The following is a 22100-nucleotide window of genomic DNA, read 5'->3' as shown; positions in this document are numbered from 1 at the left end:
GAAACCATATGTTCATTGGTCTTATGCACCAAGGCATTCTGCGCCGTACGGTCGCGGTGATATACTGCCCACCTGACCAACAGGTCATAAGGCGTAGGTACCCCGAATAAGTGGCTCGCGTCTTGAAGCCGTCGAACTGCTACAGCGACTCAACGGCTCGAAATGCTCAACACTCTACTGGTGCATCCAACATCACCGCGGCACACCTCGACTTCAGGCCCACTCATCATGGGCCTTGGCGTTTACCTACGCATGTCGAGTGCCTGTGTACGCTCAGCAAAGAAGAGAGTTAACTCTAAATGTCCACCACTTCGAAGATCATTTATACCTTCACTGACGAAGCCCCAGCCCTTGCGACCTACTCGCTCCTACCCATTGTAGAAGCCTTCGCAGCATCTGCTGGAATTGCCGTCGAAACCCGCGACATCTCTCTTGCAGCGCGTATCCTCGCCAGCTTTGCTGACCAACTGGATGCCGACAAGCAGATCGATGATGACCTGGCCAAGCTGGCCATTCTGGCGACCTCGCCAGAAGCCAACATCATCAAGCTGCCTAACATCAGTGCCTCGGTGCCACAGCTGAAAGGCGCCATCGCCGAGCTGCAGGCGCAGGGCTATAACATCCCGGATTTCCCTGAAGACCCGCAAACTGATGCGGAAAAAGAAGCCCGCGCACGCTACAGCAAAGTGCTTGGCAGTGCGGTGAACCCGGTGCTGCGTGAAGGCAACTCCGATCGTCGTGCGCCGGCTGCAGTAAAAGCATTTGTGCGCAAACACCCGCACTCAATGGGTGAGTGGAGCATGGCTTCGCAGTCCCACGCCGACTACATGCGCGGCGGCGACTTCTTCTCCAGCGAACAATCGATCACCATGGCCAAGGCCGGTGACGTGCGTATCGAGTTTGTGGGCAAAAACGGCAAGGTCGAAGTCAAGAAACAACTCACTCTGCAGGAAGGCGAAGTCTTCGACAGCATGTACATGAGCTGCCGCAAGCTGCGTGACTTCTTCGAGAAGACCCTGCAAGACTGCAAGGACACCGGCGTAATGTGGTCCCTGCACGTCAAGGCGACCATGATGAAGGTCTCCCACCCGATCGTCTTTGGTCACGCGGTCAGCGTCTACTACAAAGGCGTTTTTGATAAGTACGCCAGCTTGTTTGACGAACTGGGCGTCAACCCCAATAACGGCATCAGCAGCGTCTACGACAAAATCAAGTCGCTGCCGGCGTCTCTGCAGGAAGAAATCCTCGACGACATCCACGCCTGCTACAGCGGTCGCCCAGAGATGGCTATGGTTGATTCCGTCAAGGGCATCACCAACCTGCACATCCCGAGTGACGTGATCGTCGACGCCTCGATGCCGGCGATGATCCGCAGTTCCGGAAAGATGTGGGGCAAGGACGGCAAGCTCAAGGACACCAAAGCGGTGATGCCGGAAAGCACCTACGCCCGCATCTACCAGGAAATGATCAATTTCTGCAAAACCAACGGTGCGTTTGACCCCACCACCATGGGCAGCGTACCGAACGTTGGCCTGATGGCGCAGAAGGCTGAAGAATACGGCTCCCACGACAAAACCTTCGAGATGACCGTCGATGGCAGCATGCGTGTAGTGCTGGAAGACGGCACACTACTGATGCAGCACGAAGTTGAAGCCGGCGACATCTGGCGCGCCTGCCAGACCAAAGACGCGCCGATCCGTGACTGGGTCAAGCTGGCTGTCACCCGCGCCCGCCAATCCAACACTCCAGCAATCTTCTGGCTCGACCCAGAGCGTGCTCACGACCGCGAACTGCAGAAGAAAGTTGAAGCCTACCTGCAGGATCACGACACCACTGGCCTGGACATCCGCATGATGGATTACAACCAGGCCATCCGCGTGAGCATGGAGCGTTTGATCCGTGGCCTGGACACCATCTCGGTCACCGGCAACGTACTGCGCGACTACCTGACCGACCTGTTCCCGATCATGGAACTGGGCACCTCGGCGAAAATGCTCTCCATCGTTCCACTGATGGCGGGCGGCGGCATGTACGAAACCGGCGCGGGCGGCTCTGCACCCAAGCACGTACAACAGCTGATTGAAGAAAACCACCTGCGCTGGGATTCGCTGGGCGAATTCCTGGCACTGGCTGTGTCTCTGGAAGAAACCGGGATCAAGACCAACAACCCGAAAGCCAAGCTTCTAGGCACCACCCTGGACGCGGCGACCGGTAAGTTGCTCGACAGCAACAAGTCGCCATCGCGCAAAACCGGCGAGTTGGATAACCGTGGCAGCCATTTCTACCTGGCGCTCTACTGGGCACAGGAGCTGGCTGCCCAGACCGAAGATCTTGAGCTGCAGGCGCAGTTCGCGCCGCTGGCGAAAAGCCTGAGCGAGAATGAAGCTGCCATCGTTGCCGAACTCGGCGCGGTGCAAGGCAAGCCTGTGGATATTGGCGGTTACTACCGCTCCAACCCACAACTGACCAGCCAGGTTATGCGCCCCAGCGCGACGTTTAACGCAGCCCTCGCTGCGCTTGCGTAAAGCCTAACGCCTTGCATTAAAGATGTTGTAACAACAGCAGCCCTGGCCTTGTGCCGGGGCTGCTGCGTTTTGCACGGGTAGAATCAGGCTATGATCGATTTTTTCTTAGCAGGTTAAAGTGAACATGGATTGGCAGCCGCATATCACCGTCGCCACAGTCATTGAAGACCAGGGCCGTTTCCTTCTTGTCGAGGAAATGGCCGAAGGTCGAGCCGTATTCAATCAACCCGCCGGACACCTGGACGCCAACGAAAGCCTGTTGCAAGCGGCGATCCGCGAAACACTTGAAGAAACCGGCTGGGATGTCGAGCTGACCAGCGTAACGGGAATCTACCTGTACACCGCACCCAGCAATGGCGTGACCTATCAACGCGTGTGTTTTGCCGGCAAAGCGCTGCGCCACCACCCTGACTACACGCTGGATGACGGCATCATTGGCCCACGCTGGCTAAGCCGTGACGAACTGGCTGCCCAACCCGAGCGCTGGCGCAGCGAACTGGTATTGCGCTGCATCGATGACTACCTGAGCGGGGACTGTTTTCCGCTGTCACTCATCCGCGATTAACGGCCGGGCTTCGCGGCCTGCTAGAATCGCGCTCTTTTTCTAAAGCCGTGTCCAGTATTCCCATGCAAGAGCCAAGCACCCAGCGCGTCATCGTCGGCATGTCCGGCGGCGTAGACTCCTCCGTATCCGCCCTGCTTCTGCTTGAACAGGGTTATCAGGTCGAAGGCCTGTTCATGAAGAACTGGGACGAAGACGACGGCACCGACTACTGCACCGCCATGGACGACCTGGCGGATGCGCAGGCGGTCTGCGACAAAATTGGCATCAAGCTGCACACCGCCAATTTTGCCGCCGAATACTGGGACAACGTGTTCGAGCACTTCCTGGCTGAATACAAGGCTGGGCGCACGCCCAACCCGGACATCCTGTGTAACCGCGAAATCAAGTTCAAAGCCTTCCTCGACTACGCCCTGATGCTTGGTGCCGACTTGATCGCCACCGGCCATTACGTGCGCCGTCGTGATATCGACGCACGCACTGAGCTGCTCAAGGGCCTGGACCCTAACAAGGACCAGAGCTACTTCCTGCATGCCGTTGGCGGTGAGCAGATTGCCAAGACCCTGTTCCCGGTCGGCGAACTGGAAAAGCCTGCGGTGCGTGCCATTGCCGAAAAATACCAGTTGGCCACGGCGAAAAAGAAAGACTCCACCGGCATCTGCTTTATTGGTGAGCGGCGTTTCAGTGACTTCCTCAAGCAGTACCTGCCCGCACAGCCTGGCAATATCGAAACTACCGATGGCGACGTCATCGGCCGCCACCACGGCCTGATGTACCACACCATCGGCCAGCGCCAGGGTCTGGGCATTGGCGGTTTGAAGGATGCCAGTGACGAGCCGTGGTATGTCTTGCGCAAAGACCTGACACGTAATGTGTTGGTGGTCGGCCAGGGCAATAATCATCCCTGGCTGTTCAGTCGCGCCCTGCTCGCCTCGGAGATCTACTGGGTCAACCCGGTTGATTTAACGACGCCACGCCAGCTGACTGCCAAGGTGCGCTATCGCCAGGCCGATCAGGCCTGCACGCTGGAACAAACCGCCAGCGGCTACCGCGCGACATTTGACGAACCACAGCGCGCGGTAACCCCAGGCCAATCCGTGGTGTTTTACGACGGTGAGATCTGCTTGGGCGGCGGCGTGATTGAAGTCGCCGAGCCTTGGACTACACCGGAGCCGCAGGCATGAACCCGATCCGCGAACAACTGATCGCCCTCGGCGCGGTATTTGAATCCGCTGTACTGGTCGACACGCTGGCGCGTACCGGCCAGGTCAGCGAACCTGCCGTGGCGTGTTTGATTAACAGCCTGCTGGTGCGCGACCCAAAGAGCACGCTAGACGTGTATGGCGGCGATGATCTTAATTTGCGCGAGGGTTACCGCGCCTTGGTGGGGGCACTGGAACGTGACCCAGCCAGCCTGCAGCGCGAACCGCTGCGCTACGCACTGGCCTTGACCTCGCTGGAGCGGCAACTGAATAAGCGCGGCGATATGCTGCAAGTAATGGGCAGTCGCCTCGACCAAGTCCAACAGCAGGTCGAGCACTTCGGTCCGACCCATGAAAATGTCATCGCCAACTGCGGCGCCCTGTACCAGGACACCATCAGCACCTTCCGCCAGCGGATTCAGGTGCAAGGTGACATGCGCCACCTGCAGCAAGCCAACAATGCCGCGAAAATCCGCGCCCTGCTCCTCGCCGGCATTCGCTCTGCACGGCTGTGGCGTCAACTGGGCGGTCATCGCTGGCAGATGGTGTTCAGCCGCAGCAAGTTGCTCAAAGAGCTCTACCCTCTGCTGCGCGGCTGAACATGACTACGCGTTCGGTCAAGCCGCTACAGGGCGCGGTATTGCTGGCACTTTCTGCGCTGCTGTTCTCGCTAATGGGGGTCGGTGTTCGCGAAGTATCCGTCAGCGTCAACAACGAGTCGGTGGTGTTCTTTCGCAACCTGATTGGCGTGCTGTTTTTTCTACCGCTGGTGCTGCTAAAGGGTGTCCGGCCGCTTAAAACCACACGGTTAAAGTCTCACCTGTGGCGCACTACGTACGGCTTGGCAGCGATGTACTGCTTCTTCTACGCGATTGCCCACCTACCGCTGGCTGACGCCATGCTCTTCACCTACTCGGCCCCGCTATTCACCCCGCTGATTGCCTGGTGGTGGCTCAAGGAGCCGCTGACTAAACGCATGCTGGTGACGACGGGGATTGGCCTCGTTGGCGTGTTGCTGGTAGCCAAACCCTCTGCCGCACTACTCGATAGCCAGACGTTGATCGGCATGGCCGCCAGCGTGCTGGCAGCCTTTGCCTTTGTCTCGATCCGCGAGATGAGCGACACCGAACCGGCATTTCGTATCGTCTTCTATTTTTCGCTGTTCAGCGCCGTGATCTCAGCCATCCCACTGGCGTGGGCCTGGCAGCCAATGACCCAGCATGAGCTGCTGCTGTTACTGGTGATTGGCCTGCTGGCGACGGCCAGTCAAATCATTATGTCCAAGGCTTACGGCCTGGCTCCACCTGGTCTGATCGGCCCCTTTGCCTATTTGGCGATCGTATTTGCCGGGGCGATTGCCTGGTGGCGCTGGGGTGAAACACCTGACTTAACCTCATGGATTGGTGCCGCCCTGATTTTCAGTGCCAGCCTGTTATCCATTACTCGACGCAAACGCAGCTGAACGGTAGCAAGCAAGCGCAATTTAGCTGCCGATTTCATGTATGATACGCGCCCTTTTCAATGCCCGATTGTCCGAGAACGCCTCCCATGCAGCTTTCCTCGCTCACCGCGGTTTCCCCCGTTGATGGCCGCTACGCCGGCAAAACCAGCGCACTGCGCCCAATTTTCAGTGAATACGGCCTGATCCGTTTCCGTGTAATGGTTGAGGTGCGCTGGCTACAACGCCTCGCCGCCCATGAAGGGGTGACCGAGGTTGCGCCCTTCTCCGCCGAAGCACAGGCCATCCTCAACGACCTGGCGGAAAACTTCGCCGTTGAGCACGCCGAACGCGTGAAAGAAATCGAGCGCACCACCAACCACGACGTCAAAGCCGTGGAGTACCTGCTCAAGGAACAAGCCGCCAAGCTGCCTGAGTTGGACAAGGTCAGTGAGTTCATCCACTTCGCCTGCACCAGTGAAGACATCAACAACCTGTCCCACGCGCTGATGCTGCGCGCCGGCCGTGATGACGTGCTGCTGCCGCTGATGCGCCAGACCGCCGAAGCGATCCGCGAGCTGGCGGTGAAGTTTGCCGATGTCCCCATGCTCTCGCGCACCCACGGCCAGCCGGCCTCGCCGACCACCCTGGGTAAAGAGTTGGCCAACGTGGTGTATCGCCTGGAGCGGCAGATCACCCAAGTGGCCGCCGTGCCATTGCTGGGCAAGATCAACGGTGCCGTGGGCAACTACAACGCCCACCTGTCTGCCTACCCGCAGATCGACTGGGAGGCCAACGCCAAGCAGTTCATCGAAGGTGACCTGGGCCTGCAGTTCAACCCCTACACCACGCAGATCGAGCCGCATGACTATATCGCCGAGCTGTTCGATGGCATCGCGCGCTTCAACACCATCCTGATCGACTTCGACCGGGATATCTGGGGCTATATATCCCTGGGCTATTTCAAACAGCGCACCATCGCCGGTGAAATCGGCTCCTCGACCATGCCGCACAAGGTCAACCCGATCGACTTCGAGAACTCCGAAGGCAATCTGGGTATCGCTAACGCGCTGTTCCAGCACCTGGCCAGCAAGCTGCCGATCTCGCGCTGGCAGCGTGACCTGACCGACTCCACGGTGCTGCGCAACCTCGGTGTGGGCTTCGCTCATAGCGTGATTGCTTACGAAGCCAGCCTCAAAGGAATCAGTAAGTTGGAGCTCAATGCTCAACGTATTGCTGACGATTTGGATGCCTGCTGGGAAGTGCTCGCCGAGCCGATCCAGACCGTGATGCGCCGCTATGCCATCGAAAACCCCTATGAGAAGCTCAAAGAGCTGACCCGTGGCAAAGGCATCAGCCCAGAAGCCCTGCAGACGTTCATCGACGGCCTGGACATGCCTGCCGAAGCCAAGGCCGAGCTGAAGTTACTGACCCCTGCCAGCTACATCGGCAACGCGGTCGCTCAGGCCAAGCGCATCTAAACGGCAATAGCCACCCAGACGCCCGGCTGCGCCGGGCGTTTTTATTTATGGGTATCCACTTAATTCAAGGGCTTAGCGATGAATCCTGATATTCCTCTTCAACTGCTGGGCGGGCTGACTGCGCGCGAGTTCATGCGCGACTACTGGCAAAAGAAGCCCTTGCTGGTGCGCCAGGCTGTTCCTGGCTTTGAGAGCCCGATCTCTCCAGATGAGCTGGCCGGCCTGGCCCTTGAAGAAGAAATCGAATCGCGCCTGGTCATCGAGCATGGCGAGCGCCCGTGGGAGTTGCGTCGCGGCCCCTTTGCCGAAGACGCCTTCGCCGAGCTACCTGAGCGCGACTGGACGTTGCTGGTGCAGGCTGTTGATCAGTTCGTTCCGGAAGTGGCTGAGCTGCTGGAAGAATTCAAGTTTCTGCCGAAGTGGCGCATTGACGATGTGATGGTCAGCTTCGCCGCACCCGGCGGTGGCGTCGGCCCGCATTTCGATAATTACGATGTATTTCTGCTGCAAGGCTTTGGTTCGCGTCGCTGGCAGGTTGGCCAGACGTGCGATTCCGACAGCCCGATGTTGCAACACGCGGATCTGAAGATCCTTGCTGAATTCGTTAAAACTGAAGAATGGGTTCTGGAACCCGGCGACATGCTCTATCTGCCGCCGCTTCTGGCCCACTGTGGTACCGCTGAGGATGACTGTATGACGTATTCCGTAGGCTTCCGTGCGCCAAGCGCGGCTGAAGTCCTGACCCATTTCACCGACTTTCTTGGCCAGTTCCTGCCCGATGAAGAGCGCTACAGCGACGCCGACGCGCAGCCAACCAGCGACCCGACACAAATTCAACGCGACGCCCTCGATCGCCTCAAAGCCTTGCTCGCCGAGCATATGAGCGATGAGCGCCTGCTGATGACTTGGTTCGGCCAATTCATGACCGAGCCGCGTTACCCGGAACTGATCGCCGGTATTGAAATCGACGAAGAAGCCTTCCTCGCCAGCCTGGAAGATGGCGCCGTGATGATCCGCAACCCCAGTGCACGTATGGCCTGGTCGGAAGTTGGTGAAGACTTGGTGCTGTTCGCCAGCGGCCAGAGCCGCCTGTTCTCGGCCGACCTGCGTGAATTGCTGAAGCTGGTATGCGCTGCCGACGCCCTGCATATCGACAACCTCGGCCCGTGGCTGGCCGATGACGAAGGGCGTAACCTGCTGGTTGAACTGGTCAAGCAAGGCAGCCTGGAGTTTGCTGATGAGTGAGATACACGTTCGCCTGGCCGACTGGCAAAAGGACAACGCTGACCTGCGGCGCATTCGTGACACCGTGTTTGTCGCGGAACAAGCAGTGCCGCCAGAGCTCGAATGGGATGCCGAAGATGCCGAAGCCGTGCACTTTCTTGCCTTGGAAGGCGACTACCCTATCGGTACAGCGCGGCTGTTGCCCGACGGGCATATAGGTCGTGTTTCGGTGCTCAAGGACTGGCGCGGGCTGAACGTTGGCGTGGCACTGATTCAAGCAGTGATCGAAGAAGCAGAACAACGTGGCCTGACCCAGCAAATGCTCAGCGCCCAGGTGCATGCCACTGCCTTCTATGAAAAGCTCGGGTTTGCCATCGTCAGCGGTGAATATCTGGAAGCTGGCATCCCCCACGTGGACATGGTGCGTAGCAGCGCCTGAGAGGCCTAAATGAACGACGAAAACGTCCCGAGTGAAGCAACCGAGCGTCCAGAGCCAGTAGAGCTCCCCGCCATCGAGTTTCAATCACCGGGGCGTTTTGCTGTGCATAATCCGTCCAGTCCCGGCCCGGACAGCCCGCGCGCAGAGCCCGCGCCATTTATTCTGGGCGCACACCTGGCGCTTGAGCGCTTCAGTCTGCCCGAACACGGCCGCGCCCATGCACTCGCCATGCTCCAGCAAGCCCAGCGCAGCCTGTGTATCTACAGCCATGACCTGGAACCCTGGTTGTATCACCACAGCAGCATTCAGGACGCCTGCACTCGCTTTCTTTTAGCCAGCCCGCGCAATCAACTGCGCATCCTGCTGCGCGATCCCAGCCGCGCCGTCAAGGAAGGCCATCGCCTACTCGGCCTTGCGCGGCGATTACCGAGCAACCTGCAGATCCGCAAACTGCACCCAGATTACCCAAATGAGGCGCTGGTGTTTCTCCTGGCCGATGACCGTGGCGTGCTGCTATTGCCCGAAATTGGCCAAACCAGCGGCTATGCCCTGTACCAAGACCCAGGGCGCAATCGCCAGCGCCGTGCACAGTTTGATCAAGCCTGGGACACCAGTATTACCGACGCTGATTTACGGAGTTTTCTGCTATGAAGGTTCGTGCCCTGCTTGTCGCCGCGCTGCTGAGCTGCAGTTTGTCTGTCAATGCCGCCACAGAAGTCATTCCGCTGAACTACCGTACGGCCGATGAGGTGCTGAGCGTGCTGCAATCGGTGCTCGGTCAGGAGGGCAAGGTCAACGCTTACGGCAACCAGCTGATCGTCAATGCCGAACCGGCGAAAATTGCCGAGGTGCGCGCGCTGCTGCAGCAACTCGACACCGAGCCGCGGCGCTTGCTGATCAGTGTCGACAGCAACGAGTCTGGCTTTCACAGCGACCGGGGTTATCAGGCGGATGGCTCTATCAGCGCCGGCAATGCTGAAATCCAGATCGGTCAGGGCGAAGTCAATGGTCGCGACCAGGTGCGCATCATTCGCCGCAGCACCGATAGCCGCAGCGGCGGCACCCAACAGGTGCAAGCAACCGAAGGTTATCCAGCACTGATTCAAGTCGGCCAAAGCGTGCCACTGACCACCCGCGGCCGGGATGTGTATGGCCAGCCCTACAGCCACACGCAATACCGCGATGTCACCCGTGGCTTCTACGTCACCGCCAGCCTCAGCGGTGAACGGGTGCATATCACCATCAGCAGCAACCGTGACCGTCTCAGCCAGTCGCAGCCCGGCGCTATCGATGTGCAAAGCACCGATACGCGAGTCAGCGGCCGGCTGGGTGAATGGATCAACATTGGTAGCGTCAGCGAGCAGAACCAAGGCGAGCAGAGCGATTTTCTCCAGCACCGTTCAACTCAAGGACGTGAAGACATGAACATTCGCGTCAAAGTCGACGTAGCCAACTAAGCCTCACAACCCAGCGACTACACCGCTCATCGCTTAACCTCAGCAGGCGGCCGCACAGGCGCCGCCGCTAGCCCCTGCGGCCGCCGAGCCATCCCCCACAATCCGCCGAATAGAGCCATACAGGCTGACTCATCGGTCGCATTCCGATTTATGTAGTAGTCATACGAAAACCACTACAAAATAATTGACGAACCCATTTTGCAGAGGCATGATGGCCCCGCTCCCGCTAATCAGAGGTGCTGAAAAGCCCTCCGAATCGCGCTCCAACTTACCGTCAGAGCCGATTTGCGTTGTAAAGCCCACAAGGCCGTTCGATGAGGTTGCGACTGGAACGAAGTTGTCCTGAGGGACGGGGAAGCGTTTAACAACAGTGCGCATTACGCCACAGCAGGTTGAGTCGTCCGACGGCATCTTTGAGCCGCCAGACGCCAAATGACCCAGTCATTTGCAGCCACTGCAGCCAGCAAACTGTTGAGCTCGTCACCCTCCTCCCGGATCAAGTCCGTCTCCCGTCAATGTCTCGACGTTCTGCAGTTGGCTGCAACAACCTCCAGCAACACCAGTTTCAGTGGGGGAAGTCGGTGCTCAACCAAACACATACTTTGAAGGATTGACCATGTCAGCTTATCAAAACGACATCAAAGCCGTTGCCGCCCTTAAAGCCGCTGCTGGCAGCAGCTGGAGCGCCATTGACCCTGAGTCCGTGGCCCGTATGCGCGCCCAGAACCGCTTCAAAACCGGTCTGGAAATCGCTCAGTACACTGCTGACATCATGCGCAAAGACATGGTCGAGTACGATGCTGACTCCTCCGTTTACACCCAGTCGCTGGGTTGCTGGCATGGTTTCATCGGTCAGCAGAAGCTGATTTCGATCAAGAAGCACCTGAAGACCACCAACAAGCGCTACCTCTACCTGTCGGGCTGGATGGTTGCTGCTCTGCGTTCGGATTTCGGTCCGCTGCCAGACCAGTCCATGCACGAGAAAACCTCGGTTTCCGGCCTGATCGAAGAGCTGTACACCTTCCTGCGCCAGGCTGATGCCCGCGAGCTGGACCTGCTGTTCTCCGCTCTGGACGCTGCCCGCGCCGCTGGCGACAACGCCAAAGCTGCTGACCTGCAGAACCAGATCGACAACTACGAAACTCACGTAGTGCCAATCATCGCCGACATCGACGCTGGTTTCGGTAACCCAGAAGCCACCTACCTGTTGGCCAAGCGCATGATCGAAGCAGGCGCTTGCTGCATCCAGATCGAAAACCAGGTCTCTGACGAGAAGCAGTGCGGTCACCAGGACGGTAAAGTAACCGTTCCTCACGCCGACTTTATCGCCAAGATCAACGCCGTTCGTTACGCGTTCCTCGAGCTGGGCATCGACAACGGCGTAATCGTTGCACGTACCGACTCCCTGGGTGCTGGCCTGACCAAGCAAATCGCTGTGACCAAAGAGCCGGGCGACCTGGGCGACCAGTACAACTCCTTCCTCGATTGCGAAGAAGTGTCTCCTGCCGAACTGGGCAATGGCGACGTGGTAATCAACCGCGGCGGCAAACTGCTGCGTCCTAAGCGCCTGCCTTCCAACCTGTTCCAGTTCCGCGCTGGCACCGGTGAAGCACGCTGCGTACTGGACAGCATCACCTCGCTGCAGAACGGCGCAGACATGCTGTGGATCGAAACCGAGAAGCCACACGTCGGCCAGATCGCAGAAATGGTTAACGAAATCCGTAAAACCATCCCGAACGCCAAGCTGGTCTACAACAACAGCCCATCGTTCAACTGGACCCTGAACTTCCGTCAGCAGGCATACGATGCCATGGTTGCTGAAGGCAAGGACGTTTCCGCCTACGACCGCGCCAAGCTGATGAGTGTTGATTACGACACCACCGAGCTGGCTCAGATCGCTGACGAACGCATCCGCACCTTCCAGCGCGACGCTTCTGCTCAGGCGGGTATTTTCCACCACCTGATCACTCTGCCGACCTACCACACCGCTGCGCTGTCCACCGACAACCTGGCCAAAGGGTACTTCGCAGAACAGGGCATGCTGGCCTACGTGAAAGGCGTTCAGCGCGAGGAGATCCGTCAGGGCATCGCCTGCGTTAAGCACCAGAACATGTCCGGTTCCGACCTGGGCGATGCGCACAAAGAGTACTTCGCTGGCGAAGCGGCTCTGAAGGCAGGCGGTAAAGACAACACCATGAACCAGTTCAGCTAAGAACCGGTTCACTCAACCGAGGCCACGATCAAGGTTGAGTGTGTTGAAAAGAACCCCAGCAGAGATGCTGGGGTTTTTTATGTGCGCGCCCCACCCTTACAGCCCACCTAAACTCAACAACACACATTGATTAACCCGAGGCTCAACATGCCCAGTAATCGCTTGAGCCGCATTGTCGGCAAAATCCAGGCACTGCCAAGCGGCCTGCAAAGCCCGGCATTGACGCTGCTGTTTGGCTCACAAGTAAAATTCGCCGGCACGGCCAAGGTGCGCGTGCATTCGCTGACCCAGCAGCAGGCGGTGATGAGCATCGCCAACAAGCGCAAGGTGCAGAACCACATCAAAGGCGTTCATGCCGCCGCCATGGCGTTGCTGGCTGAATCCGCCACGGGCTTTCTAGTCGGCATGAATGTGCCGGATGACAAGCTGCCGCTGATCAAAAGCCTCAAGGTTGATTACCTCAAACGCGCCACCGGTAATCTGCGCGCAGAAGCCAGCCTGACGCCTGAGCAGATTCAGGCGATCCACACTCAGGACAAAGGCGAAGTGCTGGTTGCCGTGACGGTCACCGATGACGCCGGTATCCAACCAATCCAGTGCGAGATGCTCTGGGCCTGGGTTAGCAAGAAACGCTGAGTGCGTAACTCTTGGTCTTGAGCACCCAATTGCATTTGGCTTGACCAATACACGGCAAATTGACGACAGGCAGAGATCGACCAGCGTCTACGAGTTTAGGGCCGATTAACGCCGGTTTTCCGACCCGTTGCGCCAGCGTTGAGCGAGCGATTGCCATGCCGGCACGGCCGAAGATTTTCTCTTGCCGATACAGCTGTAAATATTTGGCGAATTTGACCACCTTCGCGTGAGCAAGCAAGCCCGTCTTCGGGATGCCCTTGTCGATCTCCAGGGCGGGTACCGATGCCCGAATCAGTGTTTCGCACTGGTGACAGGCCCAATTCCCACGCACGTGCTGTTCGACGATGAACACGCTCGGAGTGTAATCCAGCTTTTCGCGACTTTTTCTCCGATTCGCTGGAGCTGGCAGCCGCACGCGCCCTGAGTGCTTGCCAACTCGTGACGAATCACGGTACACGGGAACTGCGCCGGCAACGCTGCACGCTTACCAACAGAGCCGCCGCGATGTTTGAGCTGCATACGTTGTGCAGCTCAAACATCCTAGGTTACTTAGCCGACTCGATTTCACCAGGACGCCAGGTTTTATCAAACCACGGATCTAATGGACCATAGAGGCGCAGGATCGGGTACCAGCCCTTGTTCGCTACCGTTTGAATCCAGTTATTCTTATTTTCTTCAGGCGCTTTCGGGCCAAAATAAAGCGTGACCGATCCATCCGGGTTCACACCCAGTTCGTCGCGTTTGTTGTTTTTGCTCGGGAAAGGCTGACCTGTCTGCAGTTCGGAGCGTGTCTGTGGATCGTAGATAACCACCGACCAAAAGTCCTTCACAGGAACGTTAGCGGGGATGGTCAACGTATAGGTTTTGCTGCCGTCCAGATAGTTGCCGTCTTTGTCGGTTGTTATGTAGGCATACTGCGAACCCTTGCCAACCATCTTCATCGCCATGGCTGGCGTGTTCACCGTCGCTTGATAGAAAAAGAGCGTGCGAGCATCGAGGTTACGGCCACCTTTTCCGCCATTTTTCAGCCATTGGTAGTCTCCGTCGACGAAAGCGGTCATCCAGCCTCTATCCGCGTAGTACTTAACCCCTTCCAAGCGAGGTTTAAAAACAATTGCTCGCGCTGTGGCATTGCCGATGGCTACGGCCTCAGTGAGTATCTGCTTTTGTTTTTGCGATGGTGCGAAGGGCTTACCTTTCTCGATGCCAGCCGAGGCGAACACCCCCAGTAACTCAGGACTGAGAAGCGAGGATGGCTCACGCTGAATGACCGTATTCAGCTCCTCATAGAAATGGTAATCGTTGGCATGGATGGTGTTGAAGACCTGCTTTGATCCGTTGATGAACTTCATTTTTGGCTGAGTCTTCGCTTTCGCCAGCGGATATATTTTCAGCCCAGTTTCGAACATTTCACGCGCCGCATCCGGTTTCCCGTCAACCAGAAACCCACGAATAATCACCCAATTCACATAGCTCGGTGACTTCGAGACGTAGTAAGTCTCGCCATCGATTTCGGTCTGTTTGCTGCCTATAGGACCGTCAAGCTCGCCTTCATAATCCGGCGGCAGAATGAGGTATTTCCCCCCCTTGCCTGCGTCAGGACCGGGGATACCCATGTCGGTGACGAATCTAAAATAGGCATCGTTGACAGTGCCGGGGCCAGACTTGGCCGGTACCTCGACCACTGTTGGTCCGTCTTTTTTTAAGTCCAGAAAACCGGATGCATAGACGGTATCGGTATTGCCGGTGAGAAAAAGTGGAGTCGAATCGAGAAGCTCTCCCATAACGACGACCTCATTCGACTCGTCAGCGCCGAGTTCGAGCATCCCTAGACGTAAGCCTTCAATAGATGTTGCAGGGATGCCGCTCAGAAAGGTCTCTACTCCACGGTTGAGTAGGAGATTGTCATAGACTTTTTCCACGGTTGCGTCATTCGGCATGCCATCGAAAAACTCCAGGGTTCCGATACGCGTCTCGACTCGGTCGGGCGTCATTATTTGTGCAGGAATCTTGTGATTGTAACCAGGCGTAGGCTCTTGCGCATGGGCGGCGGAGAGCACAACAGTGGAGAGCGCTGCGCTGAGGAAAATGGCTTTGATGTGCGCCTTCTTCATCTTGGGCACGTCCTGCGTCGCTGCAACGCAGGACGTCAGCGCGGTGGCCAGCACAGGCGTGGTTTTCATCGTGATGTTCATGATTCGTTCCTTCCTCCAATTAGTTCGGATAACTTTTCAGTCATGCACTGCCCCCTGCAAAGCGGATTGTTTAGTGACAAAGCGCTAGAGCAAAGAAGTGCTACAAGGGTCTATCGAGATGAAATAAGCCAGAAATTCATGGCTATTTCAGTCCCTAAGGGGCGACTAACCTCTGTCGTGATCCCCCTTCGCCTGCCTGGTAAAACACACCAAAGTAGCGTCAGAGCTGTCGCTCACTTAAAGGTCAACACGTCCTGGGTTAAGTCATCGATCACCGATTTCAGATCATCTGCGGAGATGGTTTGCTTGTCGTTGCTCAGGGTTTTACCGAAGCCCTTACGCACCACGCGCAGCACGGTTTTACCTGTTGAGGTGTCGATGAATTCAGCCTCCAGATACAGCTCAGTGTTCTGATCACGCTCACCGGCAGCGGTCATAGCCCCAGCAAACACCAACGCAACCGGAATGATTTCATACGGCTTGAGACCCTCGGTGCTGGCATTGACGCCGGTAATCGCGCCACGGAACTCCAACGTACCCGGGCCTGCGCCGAAGCCGACCGGCTTCAAACGACTGAACATGGCAGCGGATATACGACTATTGGTGTAAGTCAGCAGGTCTTGCAGAGTCTTCTGGCTGAGGCGATCAGTCGGCTGCGGCTCGGGATAAAAACGCACGGGTTGGAAGATTACCTTTTGATAGCTGGACACATCGAACGCGGGATCGACCCAACGCATCACGGTAGTACCACCGGCCGTCTTGGTAGAGTTCAAGCCTTCATAGCTGGACAAAAAACCGGAGTACTGCGACTGACTGACGGTCTTAGTTGTACAACCACCAAGCGCCACAACCGCTGTCAGTAGACCGCCCAACATCATTTTTTTTGTTTTCATCGATAAAGCTCCATGGGTATGAACAGACGTCTTTTGCAGAAGGAGAATCTGTGGATGGCCGCATCAAGTGTTGGCTGCGGTCATACCGACACGGCATTAACGCGGGAACAACAAGGTGACAGCCGCACGGAAGCCCCATCCATCCGCACCGTTTTCCGTACTGTCGACCCAGTAGCGTGGGCCCACCTGAATACTCAAAGGCTGGTCACCGAGCTTGAGTAACTGTGTCACGGTCAGGTTAACCGGCACCGACCACTCTTTGGCCCGCCAGTCATAAGAGGACTCGGTGTTAAGGCCGAACGTGGTGTAGGTGGAGGTGGTGTAAGACAGGAACGGCTGGAGGAAACTGGCGTTGATCTTTTCCCGGCCATCAGCCGGACTGCCCTCTAAGGACCACAGATGGTTTGCTAGGGCGCCGTAGGTCCAACCGTTAGATTGTTTTAACGCCACCGCCGTAGGGCCAGCCGCCCACTGATCGTTGGTCAATAAATCATCACTGCCTGTCGGCATTAGAAAGACAGGGCCGGCGCCCCAAATCCAACCGTTGTCGGTTTTCGCTTTGGGGGAGAAAAACAGGCTCTGCGTGACGTCACCCACGCCAGACTTATCCGCCAGGCCGTTAGGCACTAGGCTGCGCTGGTCAATCACTGGCAGGATGGTGCGAGAGATCAGGTTCCATTCTTGATTGATGGAAAACGGTAATACCGGTTGGATATTAGTTACCGTTTGAATGCCGTCATTGCTTGGCCCCACGTGCTGGTTCCAGTTGTATTGGATGGGCAGGCTGTAGAGTGCGGCGATCGGGTTTTGGGTTTTCTTCGCAAGTTCTGCCGTGTCATCAGCCAGCCCTGCGCTGACCCATAGGCAGAGGCATGCCCCCACAAGTTGTTTAGACTTCACTGTCCCTATTCCTTCTTATGATTCGTTTGCCGGTTCTGGCAAGCGCTGATGTCGTTCAGCTTGAGAGAATCAAAAACGCCACGTCGCGTTGACGCTCACTGCCTGGATCCAGGCATCTTCAATCTCGCCGGAAACGCGTTTGGGGTCGTTAAGCGGCAGTTGCTTCTCTTGGTCGATTTTCATATCGCCCATCCAGACCAAGGCATAGCTCAGGTTCAGGTCGGTTTGCTGATCCAAGGCATAGGTCAGGCCTGTGCCGAAACGCCATGTTGAGCCCAGTGGCATGCTAAAGGTGCGGTCTGAATCACTGACCGGGGAGCTGTCATAAGCCACGCCCAGGTTCCACAGCAGTTGTTGGCTAGCCTGATACTGGGTGCCGATGGAGAGGTGCCAGGTGTCTTTGAAATTGGCATCTGCGGTGCCCGACATGGGATTGCCGCTGTCTATCTGCACGCCCACCTGGCCAAAGTTCGACCAGTCTTGCCAGTTCGCGCTAGCGAGCACGGCCCAGCGTTCATCAAGGGTTTGATACAGGCTAAGGGTCAGGGTCTGCGGTACATTCATCGTTAGCTTGGTTTCTGCGCCGAGAATGCCGGCCGCTTGCAGCCGGTTAGTCACGAGTGGGCCGAGGCCTTCTGGCGAGAACGCATCCTCGAACTCCAGCTCGATTTCACTGGCGTAATTCAGTCCGATACGGGTGCCTTGCCAGGGCTGATAGATGACCCCAAGGTTGGCACCAAAGCCCCAGTCGTGGCTTTTATACGTCATCGAGCCATCGGCGTTGCTGCGAATGTCGAGGGGCGTGTTGTCGATGGCGAGTTGCGCGTCGAGCATCGCGTACATCGCGCGCAGCCCTAAACCCAGCGACCATTGATCGTTAAAGCGATAGGCCACGCTGGGCTGTAAGGTCAAACCCAGCAGCTCGTCGTTCTGGATGAAGTAGCGCCCTGACCATTCATTCTCATAATCGAGACCTAAACCAAAGTCGCCATAGCTGGCAAAGCCCACATGCCAGTTCTCGTCGAGTTGCTGGGTAATGAACAGGCTTGCGCCAGGCATCCATTCCATCAGTGTGCCGCTGTCGCGCCCGGCTACATTGCTGTTGGCGTCCTGGCTGAACTCCAAGTTGCTGTGCAGCAATTGCATGCCGCCACTAATCTGAGTGCCCGGCAGGTAGCTCATGCCGGCTACGTTACTGGCCAGGGTGCCGGGGTTCTGCGCCCGCGCCGCCGCGCCGGCATTGGCCAACCCGGCGTTGTCGTTAGCCACTTCGTACATAAATAGGCCGCTGGCCATGGTCGGTGCGCTGGCCAAGGCTGCGGCGAGAATGCCGAGCTGTGCGCCGCGGACGAATATCGTGTGCATTTCAGAGTTCCTTTCAGCATGCTGCTTGGTGTCAACTTCGTCGTTTATTGCTAGCGGAGTGCATGGCTTCGCGTGGCAATGGTTGCTGGGAATACACGTACGGGCCATTTCCGATTGGAGTAAACCGAGGGGTTAAGCACCAGAACTAACCCTCCGGCGAATAATTGAGAGAGCAGTATCAGATGTGCCGCGCCAAGGCTAAGTGATGACATGCGCTAATCTTTAAGTTGACGCCTACGAGCTCCAGCACAACCCAACTATCCGGCAGAGTATTGGAGCTGATGCGCCTCAAGATTGAGCCTTGATGACAGGCATGCTCACGGGCAAGTTTCCTTCATGTTACGGCCTTCCTCTGAAATACAGCTTGCAATTTCGGACAAGTCGGCAAAAATCCATGACATTGGTGTTACCCAAAAATAGCCAGACAAGGAAGGCAAACCAATGCGATCAAAAAATGCTACCCATTTAGTGAGGAGGCATAAGATCGCCACTTCTGACGAAGACAGGAACAAAGCAGCCTTCCAGGTCAAGTCGTCACTTCAGAGCCCCCCTCTTATACTCAGCAATCCAGGTGAGATGCCTACCGGCCCGATACAAAGCCTCCCACGTGTCATCACCGAACTGGGCGGAAACCCACAGCGCGTATTCAGGGCTGCAGGCATAAACTTGGATACGTTCGTCAATGACCCCGGACAACGCCTCGGCTACGGCGAAACTGCCCGGTTACTCAATACCGCTATTCGACATACGAAATGTTCTAGCCTCGGGATTCTGGTTGGACGATGCTTCAGCCTAAAAGACTTGGGAATGATCGGCCGGTTAATGCTTGCAGCCGACACGGTGGAAGATGCCTTGCATGATCTGGTCATTCACTCGAAGCTGCATGACCGCGGCGGCGCGCCATTGCTGCTGCCCTTGACAGAACAGGTCTGCCTGCTCGGTTACGTGATACACCACCAAGATCTGACCGACCCAAGGTCACTCATTGATACTTTGATCATGATTGGCTTCCAGACTTTTAGGGAGTTACTTGGCCCGGACTGGACACCCATCCGAGTGCAGCTGGCCTACCACCGCCCCTCCGATTCAGCTACCTATGCCCGGGCATTCCGCTGCCCAGTGCAGTTCAATGCGAGTGTTTCCGGTCTTGTGGTCAGCACCACAAAGCTGGACCAGAAATTGGAGACAGCCGACCCCGGTCTGCATCAATTGCTTCAAGAGGCCATCTCAGCGGCCACAGCCAACTTGAGAACTTCGGAACTACTCACCTACCAACTTCCCTCCATGTTGCTTGCGGGCGAGGCCAAAGCCGAGCTGGTTGCTAACCGGATGGGGCTGCACATACGTACCCTGCACCGTCGACTCAATGCCGACGGCACCAACCTGCAGAAAATTGTTAACGAGTCACGAAAAAGCTTAGCAACCCAAATGCTGAAGAACACAGACTTGCCGATTTCAGTTATCGCTCAAGCTTTGCAGTATCAGGATCCAAACGCATTTTCACGCGCGTTCAGGGCCTGGATAGGACGCGCTCCGGGACATTGGAGAGCGCATCCAATTTGCGAGGAGCCGTAAATAACCTAGGCAGTTTGAATCGCACTAGGTTTCCCAGGCTCATCGAAGGTCTGCTACTGGCCGATTCTGTTGAAAAAGTCAGGGGCGTTTCAGGTCAGAAAAGTACGCATCTGAGCTTGAAATCCAGAATCGGCGCAGAGCTATTTGGACTCGAATTTCACGTGGCAGTGCACAAAAAGACGCTTTCACCGATCAGTATTCTGGCAGTTTGAGAAAATCGACTTTTCAACAGAATCGGCCGATTTCGGCCCGTCAGCACAGGTATCTGTGGGTCGGGTTCTGCCGATCTTCGCAACAAGTCGAGTTGAACGTATCTGACTCAGATGACCGGCAGGTCGGATGCGAATAGCTGGGCAAGTACAATGCAAACGGGTGGTCAGTTGAGTGCCATTACGCACGCTGAGTAGCAACACGGCTAAGCAGCGAACTGAGCCCTCCACCTAGCTCCGTACGTCTGAGCACGCGCGACATATAGCGATGCTCAGTTCTAGCGCCATCAGCCGCTGGCCGAAACCGAAAATATTTAAAACAGCCGGCCAGCTCCGCTAAGCGTCTGGCGGAACGAAAGAGGGGCTACCGATTTATCGGTAGCCCCGCTTAAAGGCCAAGCAGCTGCTGCTAAAACTCAGCCGCTGAGCAATGCCCGGTCAAAGCACCATCGCGGCAGCCCAGCCGAACGCCAGCAAGGGTAGGTTGTAGTGCAGGAAGGTCGGCACCACGCTGTCCCAGATGTGGTTGTGCTGACCGTCAACGTTGAGGCCTGCCGTTGGCCCCAGTGTCGAATCGGAGGCTGGCGAGCCGGCATCACCCAGCGCACCGGCGGTGCCGACAATGCACAGAATGGCCAGCGGGCTGAAGCCCAGCTGCAGGCCCAACGGCACGAAAATCGCCGCGATTATCGGGATGGTGGAGAACGATGAGCCGATGCCCATGGTCACCAGCAGACCGACCAGCAGCATCAGCAGCGCGCCGAGGGCTTTATCGTGACCAATCAGCTCAGCCGCGCTTTCGACCAGGCTTTTCACTTCGCCAGTGGCTTTCATCACTTCGGCAAAGCCGGCTGCGGCGATCATGATGAAGCCGATCATGGCCATCATCTTCATGCCTTCGGTAAACAGTCCATCAGCCTCTTTCCAGCGCACCACACCTGATACCGAAAAGATAATAAAGCCGACTAGCGCGCCGATGATCATCGAGTCCAGCCACAGCTGTATAACAAAGGCTGCGGCAATCGCCGCACCCGCGACCAACAGGCTCAGCGGGTTATAGGCCACATCCACGCGCTCGGCCTGCTCAATCTTACTCAGGTCGTACACGCGCTTTTTGCGGTAGCTGAACAGCACGGCGACCAGAAGCCCAAAGAGCATCCCTAGGGCCGGAATCGCCATGGCCTGGGTCACGTTCAAATTGCTGGTATCAACTCCGCCACTGGCCACATTGGCCAGCAAAATGTCTTTCAGGAAAATCCCGCCAAAGCCCACCGGCAAAAACATATAGGGCGTGATCAAGCCAAAAGTCAGCACACAGGCGATCAAACGACGGTCGAGCTTCAGCTTGCTCAATACATACAGCAGCGGCGGTACCAGCAGCGGGATAAAGGCAATGTGAATCGGCAGGATGTTCTGCGAAGAAATCGCCACCACCAGCAGCAATGCGAGCAGCAGCCACTTAAGCAGCCCTGCGCCCTTACTGTCCTGCTGACCGACCATAGCCAACGCCTTGTCCGCCAACGCGTGGGCCAAACCGGATTTGGCAATCGCCACGGCAAATGCACCCAGCAACGCGTAGGACAAAGCAACCTTCGCGCCGCCGCCTAGGCCATTGTGAAAGGCCGTCAGCGAGCCTTCAAGGCCCAAACCGCCGAGCAAGCCACCGGCTAATGCACCGACTATTAGGGCTACAACCACATGCACGCGGCACAAGCTGAGAATCAGCATGATCCCCACTGCCGCAACGACTGCGTTCATCGATTTACTCCCGCAATTAAATAGGTCCG

Annotated in this window: 18 protein-coding genes and 1 pseudogene; 13 read left to right on the top strand and 6 right to left on the bottom strand. The window is 57.0% G+C overall.

Annotated elements, in window-relative coordinates:
- Nucleotides 1–299 precede the first annotated feature (299 nt).
- From Q0V31_RS15445 to Q0V31_RS15390, 12 genes are all read left to right on the top strand, one after another.
- Nucleotides 300–2525 carry an NADP-dependent isocitrate dehydrogenase gene (locus Q0V31_RS15445; protein WP_298188966.1) on the top strand — a complete coding sequence of 742 codons (2226 nt, stop codon included), beginning with the start codon at nucleotides 300–302 and terminating at the stop codon, nucleotides 2523–2525.
- A gap of 124 nt (nucleotides 2526–2649) precedes the next feature.
- Nucleotides 2650–3090: an NUDIX hydrolase gene (locus tag Q0V31_RS15440; protein WP_298188963.1), complete on the top strand. Its 441-nt coding sequence runs from the start codon at nucleotides 2650–2652 to the stop codon at nucleotides 3088–3090.
- A 62-nt stretch (nucleotides 3091–3152) separates the two neighbouring features.
- Complete coding sequence (gene mnmA, locus Q0V31_RS15435; RefSeq protein WP_298188961.1) at nucleotides 3153–4271, top strand: tRNA 2-thiouridine(34) synthase MnmA; 1119 nt, start codon at nucleotides 3153–3155, stop codon at nucleotides 4269–4271.
- Nucleotides 4268–4888 (top strand): high frequency lysogenization protein HflD, encoded by a 621-nt coding sequence (gene hflD, locus Q0V31_RS15430; protein WP_298188959.1) that lies wholly within the window; start codon nucleotides 4268–4270, stop codon nucleotides 4886–4888. Before mnmA ends, hflD begins: the two co-directional genes overlap by 4 nt.
- A 2-nt stretch (nucleotides 4889–4890) precedes the next feature.
- The gene (locus Q0V31_RS15425; RefSeq protein WP_298188957.1) at nucleotides 4891–5751 is read left to right on the top strand and encodes a DMT family transporter; all 861 of its coding nucleotides are present in this window, start codon (nucleotides 4891–4893) and stop codon (nucleotides 5749–5751) included.
- An 86-nt stretch (nucleotides 5752–5837) separates the two neighbouring features.
- Complete coding sequence (gene purB / locus Q0V31_RS15420; RefSeq protein WP_298188956.1) at nucleotides 5838–7208, top strand: adenylosuccinate lyase; 1371 nt, start codon at nucleotides 5838–5840, stop codon at nucleotides 7206–7208.
- A gap of 78 nt (nucleotides 7209–7286) precedes the next feature.
- A complete protein-coding gene (locus Q0V31_RS15415) occupies nucleotides 7287–8453 on the top strand; it encodes a cupin domain-containing protein (RefSeq protein WP_298188953.1) in 1167 nt (388 codons plus the stop codon).
- Nucleotides 8446–8871, top strand: a complete 426-nt coding sequence (locus Q0V31_RS15410) for a GNAT family N-acetyltransferase (protein WP_298188951.1) — start codon at nucleotides 8446–8448, stop codon at nucleotides 8869–8871. Before Q0V31_RS15415 ends, Q0V31_RS15410 begins: the two co-directional genes overlap by 8 nt.
- Before the next feature lie 9 nt (nucleotides 8872–8880).
- A complete protein-coding gene (locus Q0V31_RS15405; protein WP_298188947.1) occupies nucleotides 8881–9522 on the top strand; it encodes a histone acetyltransferase HPA2 in 642 nt (213 codons plus the stop codon).
- The gene (locus Q0V31_RS15400) at nucleotides 9519–10328 is read left to right on the top strand and encodes a secretin N-terminal domain-containing protein (RefSeq protein ID WP_298188945.1); all 810 of its coding nucleotides are present in this window, start codon (nucleotides 9519–9521) and stop codon (nucleotides 10326–10328) included. Before Q0V31_RS15405 ends, Q0V31_RS15400 begins: the two co-directional genes overlap by 4 nt.
- 616 nt (nucleotides 10329–10944) lie before the next feature.
- A complete protein-coding gene (locus tag Q0V31_RS15395; RefSeq protein ID WP_298188942.1) occupies nucleotides 10945–12540 on the top strand; it encodes an isocitrate lyase in 1596 nt (531 codons plus the stop codon).
- A 147-nt stretch (nucleotides 12541–12687) separates the two neighbouring features.
- The gene (locus Q0V31_RS15390; RefSeq protein ID WP_298188940.1) at nucleotides 12688–13176 is read left to right on the top strand and encodes a DUF4442 domain-containing protein; all 489 of its coding nucleotides are present in this window, start codon (nucleotides 12688–12690) and stop codon (nucleotides 13174–13176) included.
- Between the two features lie 115 nt (nucleotides 13177–13291).
- On the opposite strand, the pseudogene Q0V31_RS15385 reads toward Q0V31_RS15390, so the two are convergent.
- The 5 genes and pseudogenes from Q0V31_RS15385 to Q0V31_RS15365 all read right to left on the bottom strand — a co-directional run.
- A pseudogene (locus Q0V31_RS15385) lies at nucleotides 13292–13662 on the bottom strand (IS66 family transposase zinc-finger binding domain-containing protein); the annotation flags it as partial.
- Between the two features lie 59 nt (nucleotides 13663–13721).
- Nucleotides 13722–15371, bottom strand: a complete 1650-nt coding sequence (locus tag Q0V31_RS15380; protein ID WP_298188939.1) for a DUF1254 domain-containing protein — start codon at nucleotides 15369–15371, stop codon at nucleotides 13722–13724.
- Between the two features lie 233 nt (nucleotides 15372–15604).
- Nucleotides 15605–16264, bottom strand: coding sequence for a DUF3313 domain-containing protein (locus Q0V31_RS15375; protein WP_298188937.1), 660 nt, complete (start codon nucleotides 16262–16264; stop codon nucleotides 15605–15607).
- Between the two features lie 96 nt (nucleotides 16265–16360).
- The gene (locus Q0V31_RS15370; protein WP_298188934.1) at nucleotides 16361–17164 is read right to left on the bottom strand and encodes a transporter; all 804 of its coding nucleotides are present in this window, start codon (nucleotides 17162–17164) and stop codon (nucleotides 16361–16363) included.
- A gap of 69 nt (nucleotides 17165–17233) precedes the next feature.
- Nucleotides 17234–18529, bottom strand: coding sequence for an outer membrane protein transport protein (locus tag Q0V31_RS15365; protein WP_298188930.1), 1296 nt, complete (start codon nucleotides 18527–18529; stop codon nucleotides 17234–17236).
- A 441-nt stretch (nucleotides 18530–18970) separates the two neighbouring features.
- On the opposite strand from Q0V31_RS15365, the gene Q0V31_RS15360 reads away from it, so the two are divergent.
- On the top strand, nucleotides 18971–20104 hold the full coding sequence (locus Q0V31_RS15360; RefSeq protein WP_366915225.1) for an AraC family transcriptional regulator: 1134 nt from the start codon (nucleotides 18971–18973) through the stop codon (nucleotides 20102–20104).
- 647 nt (nucleotides 20105–20751) lie between these two features.
- Here Q0V31_RS15360 and Q0V31_RS15355 read toward each other — a convergent pair.
- Nucleotides 20752–22071, bottom strand: a complete 1320-nt coding sequence (locus tag Q0V31_RS15355; protein ID WP_298188927.1) for a Na+/H+ antiporter NhaC family protein — start codon at nucleotides 22069–22071, stop codon at nucleotides 20752–20754.
- Nucleotides 22072–22100 lie beyond the last annotated feature (29 nt).

Origin of the sequence: uncultured Pseudomonas sp. (assembly GCF_943846705.1) — a bacterium.
Taxonomy (GTDB): domain Bacteria; phylum Pseudomonadota; class Gammaproteobacteria; order Pseudomonadales; family Pseudomonadaceae; genus Aquipseudomonas.
This window is presented reverse-complemented; position numbering and strand designations above follow the sequence as displayed.

Excerpts from the sequence above, each read along its gene's own strand:
- Q0V31_RS15445 (WP_298188966.1), top strand. The coding sequence starts at position 300 with ATGTCCACCACTTCGAAGATCATTTATACCTTCACTGACGAAGCCCCA.
- Q0V31_RS15440 (WP_298188963.1), top strand. The coding sequence starts at position 2,650 with ATGGATTGGCAGCCGCATATCACCGTCGCCACAGTCATTGAAGACCAG.
- mnmA (WP_298188961.1), top strand. The coding sequence starts at position 3,153 with ATGCAAGAGCCAAGCACCCAGCGCGTCATCGTCGGCATGTCCGGCGGC.
- hflD (WP_298188959.1), top strand. The coding sequence starts at position 4,268 with ATGAACCCGATCCGCGAACAACTGATCGCCCTCGGCGCGGTATTTGAA.
- Q0V31_RS15425 (WP_298188957.1), top strand. The coding sequence starts at position 4,891 with ATGACTACGCGTTCGGTCAAGCCGCTACAGGGCGCGGTATTGCTGGCA.
- purB (WP_298188956.1), top strand. The coding sequence starts at position 5,838 with ATGCAGCTTTCCTCGCTCACCGCGGTTTCCCCCGTTGATGGCCGCTAC.
- Q0V31_RS15415 (WP_298188953.1), top strand. The coding sequence starts at position 7,287 with ATGAATCCTGATATTCCTCTTCAACTGCTGGGCGGGCTGACTGCGCGC.
- Q0V31_RS15410 (WP_298188951.1), top strand. The coding sequence starts at position 8,446 with ATGAGTGAGATACACGTTCGCCTGGCCGACTGGCAAAAGGACAACGCT.
- Q0V31_RS15405 (WP_298188947.1), top strand. The coding sequence starts at position 8,881 with ATGAACGACGAAAACGTCCCGAGTGAAGCAACCGAGCGTCCAGAGCCA.
- Q0V31_RS15400 (WP_298188945.1), top strand. The coding sequence starts at position 9,519 with ATGAAGGTTCGTGCCCTGCTTGTCGCCGCGCTGCTGAGCTGCAGTTTG.
- Q0V31_RS15395 (WP_298188942.1), top strand. The coding sequence starts at position 10,945 with ATGTCAGCTTATCAAAACGACATCAAAGCCGTTGCCGCCCTTAAAGCC.
- Q0V31_RS15390 (WP_298188940.1), top strand. The coding sequence starts at position 12,688 with ATGCCCAGTAATCGCTTGAGCCGCATTGTCGGCAAAATCCAGGCACTG.
- Q0V31_RS15380 (WP_298188939.1), bottom strand. The coding sequence starts at position 15,371 with ATGAACATCACGATGAAAACCACGCCTGTGCTGGCCACCGCGCTGACG.
- Q0V31_RS15375 (WP_298188937.1), bottom strand. The coding sequence starts at position 16,264 with ATGAAAACAAAAAAAATGATGTTGGGCGGTCTACTGACAGCGGTTGTG.
- Q0V31_RS15365 (WP_298188930.1), bottom strand. The coding sequence starts at position 18,529 with ATGCACACGATATTCGTCCGCGGCGCACAGCTCGGCATTCTCGCCGCA.
- Q0V31_RS15360 (WP_366915225.1), top strand. The coding sequence starts at position 18,971 with ATGCGATCAAAAAATGCTACCCATTTAGTGAGGAGGCATAAGATCGCC.
- Q0V31_RS15355 (WP_298188927.1), bottom strand. The coding sequence starts at position 22,071 with ATGAACGCAGTCGTTGCGGCAGTGGGGATCATGCTGATTCTCAGCTTG.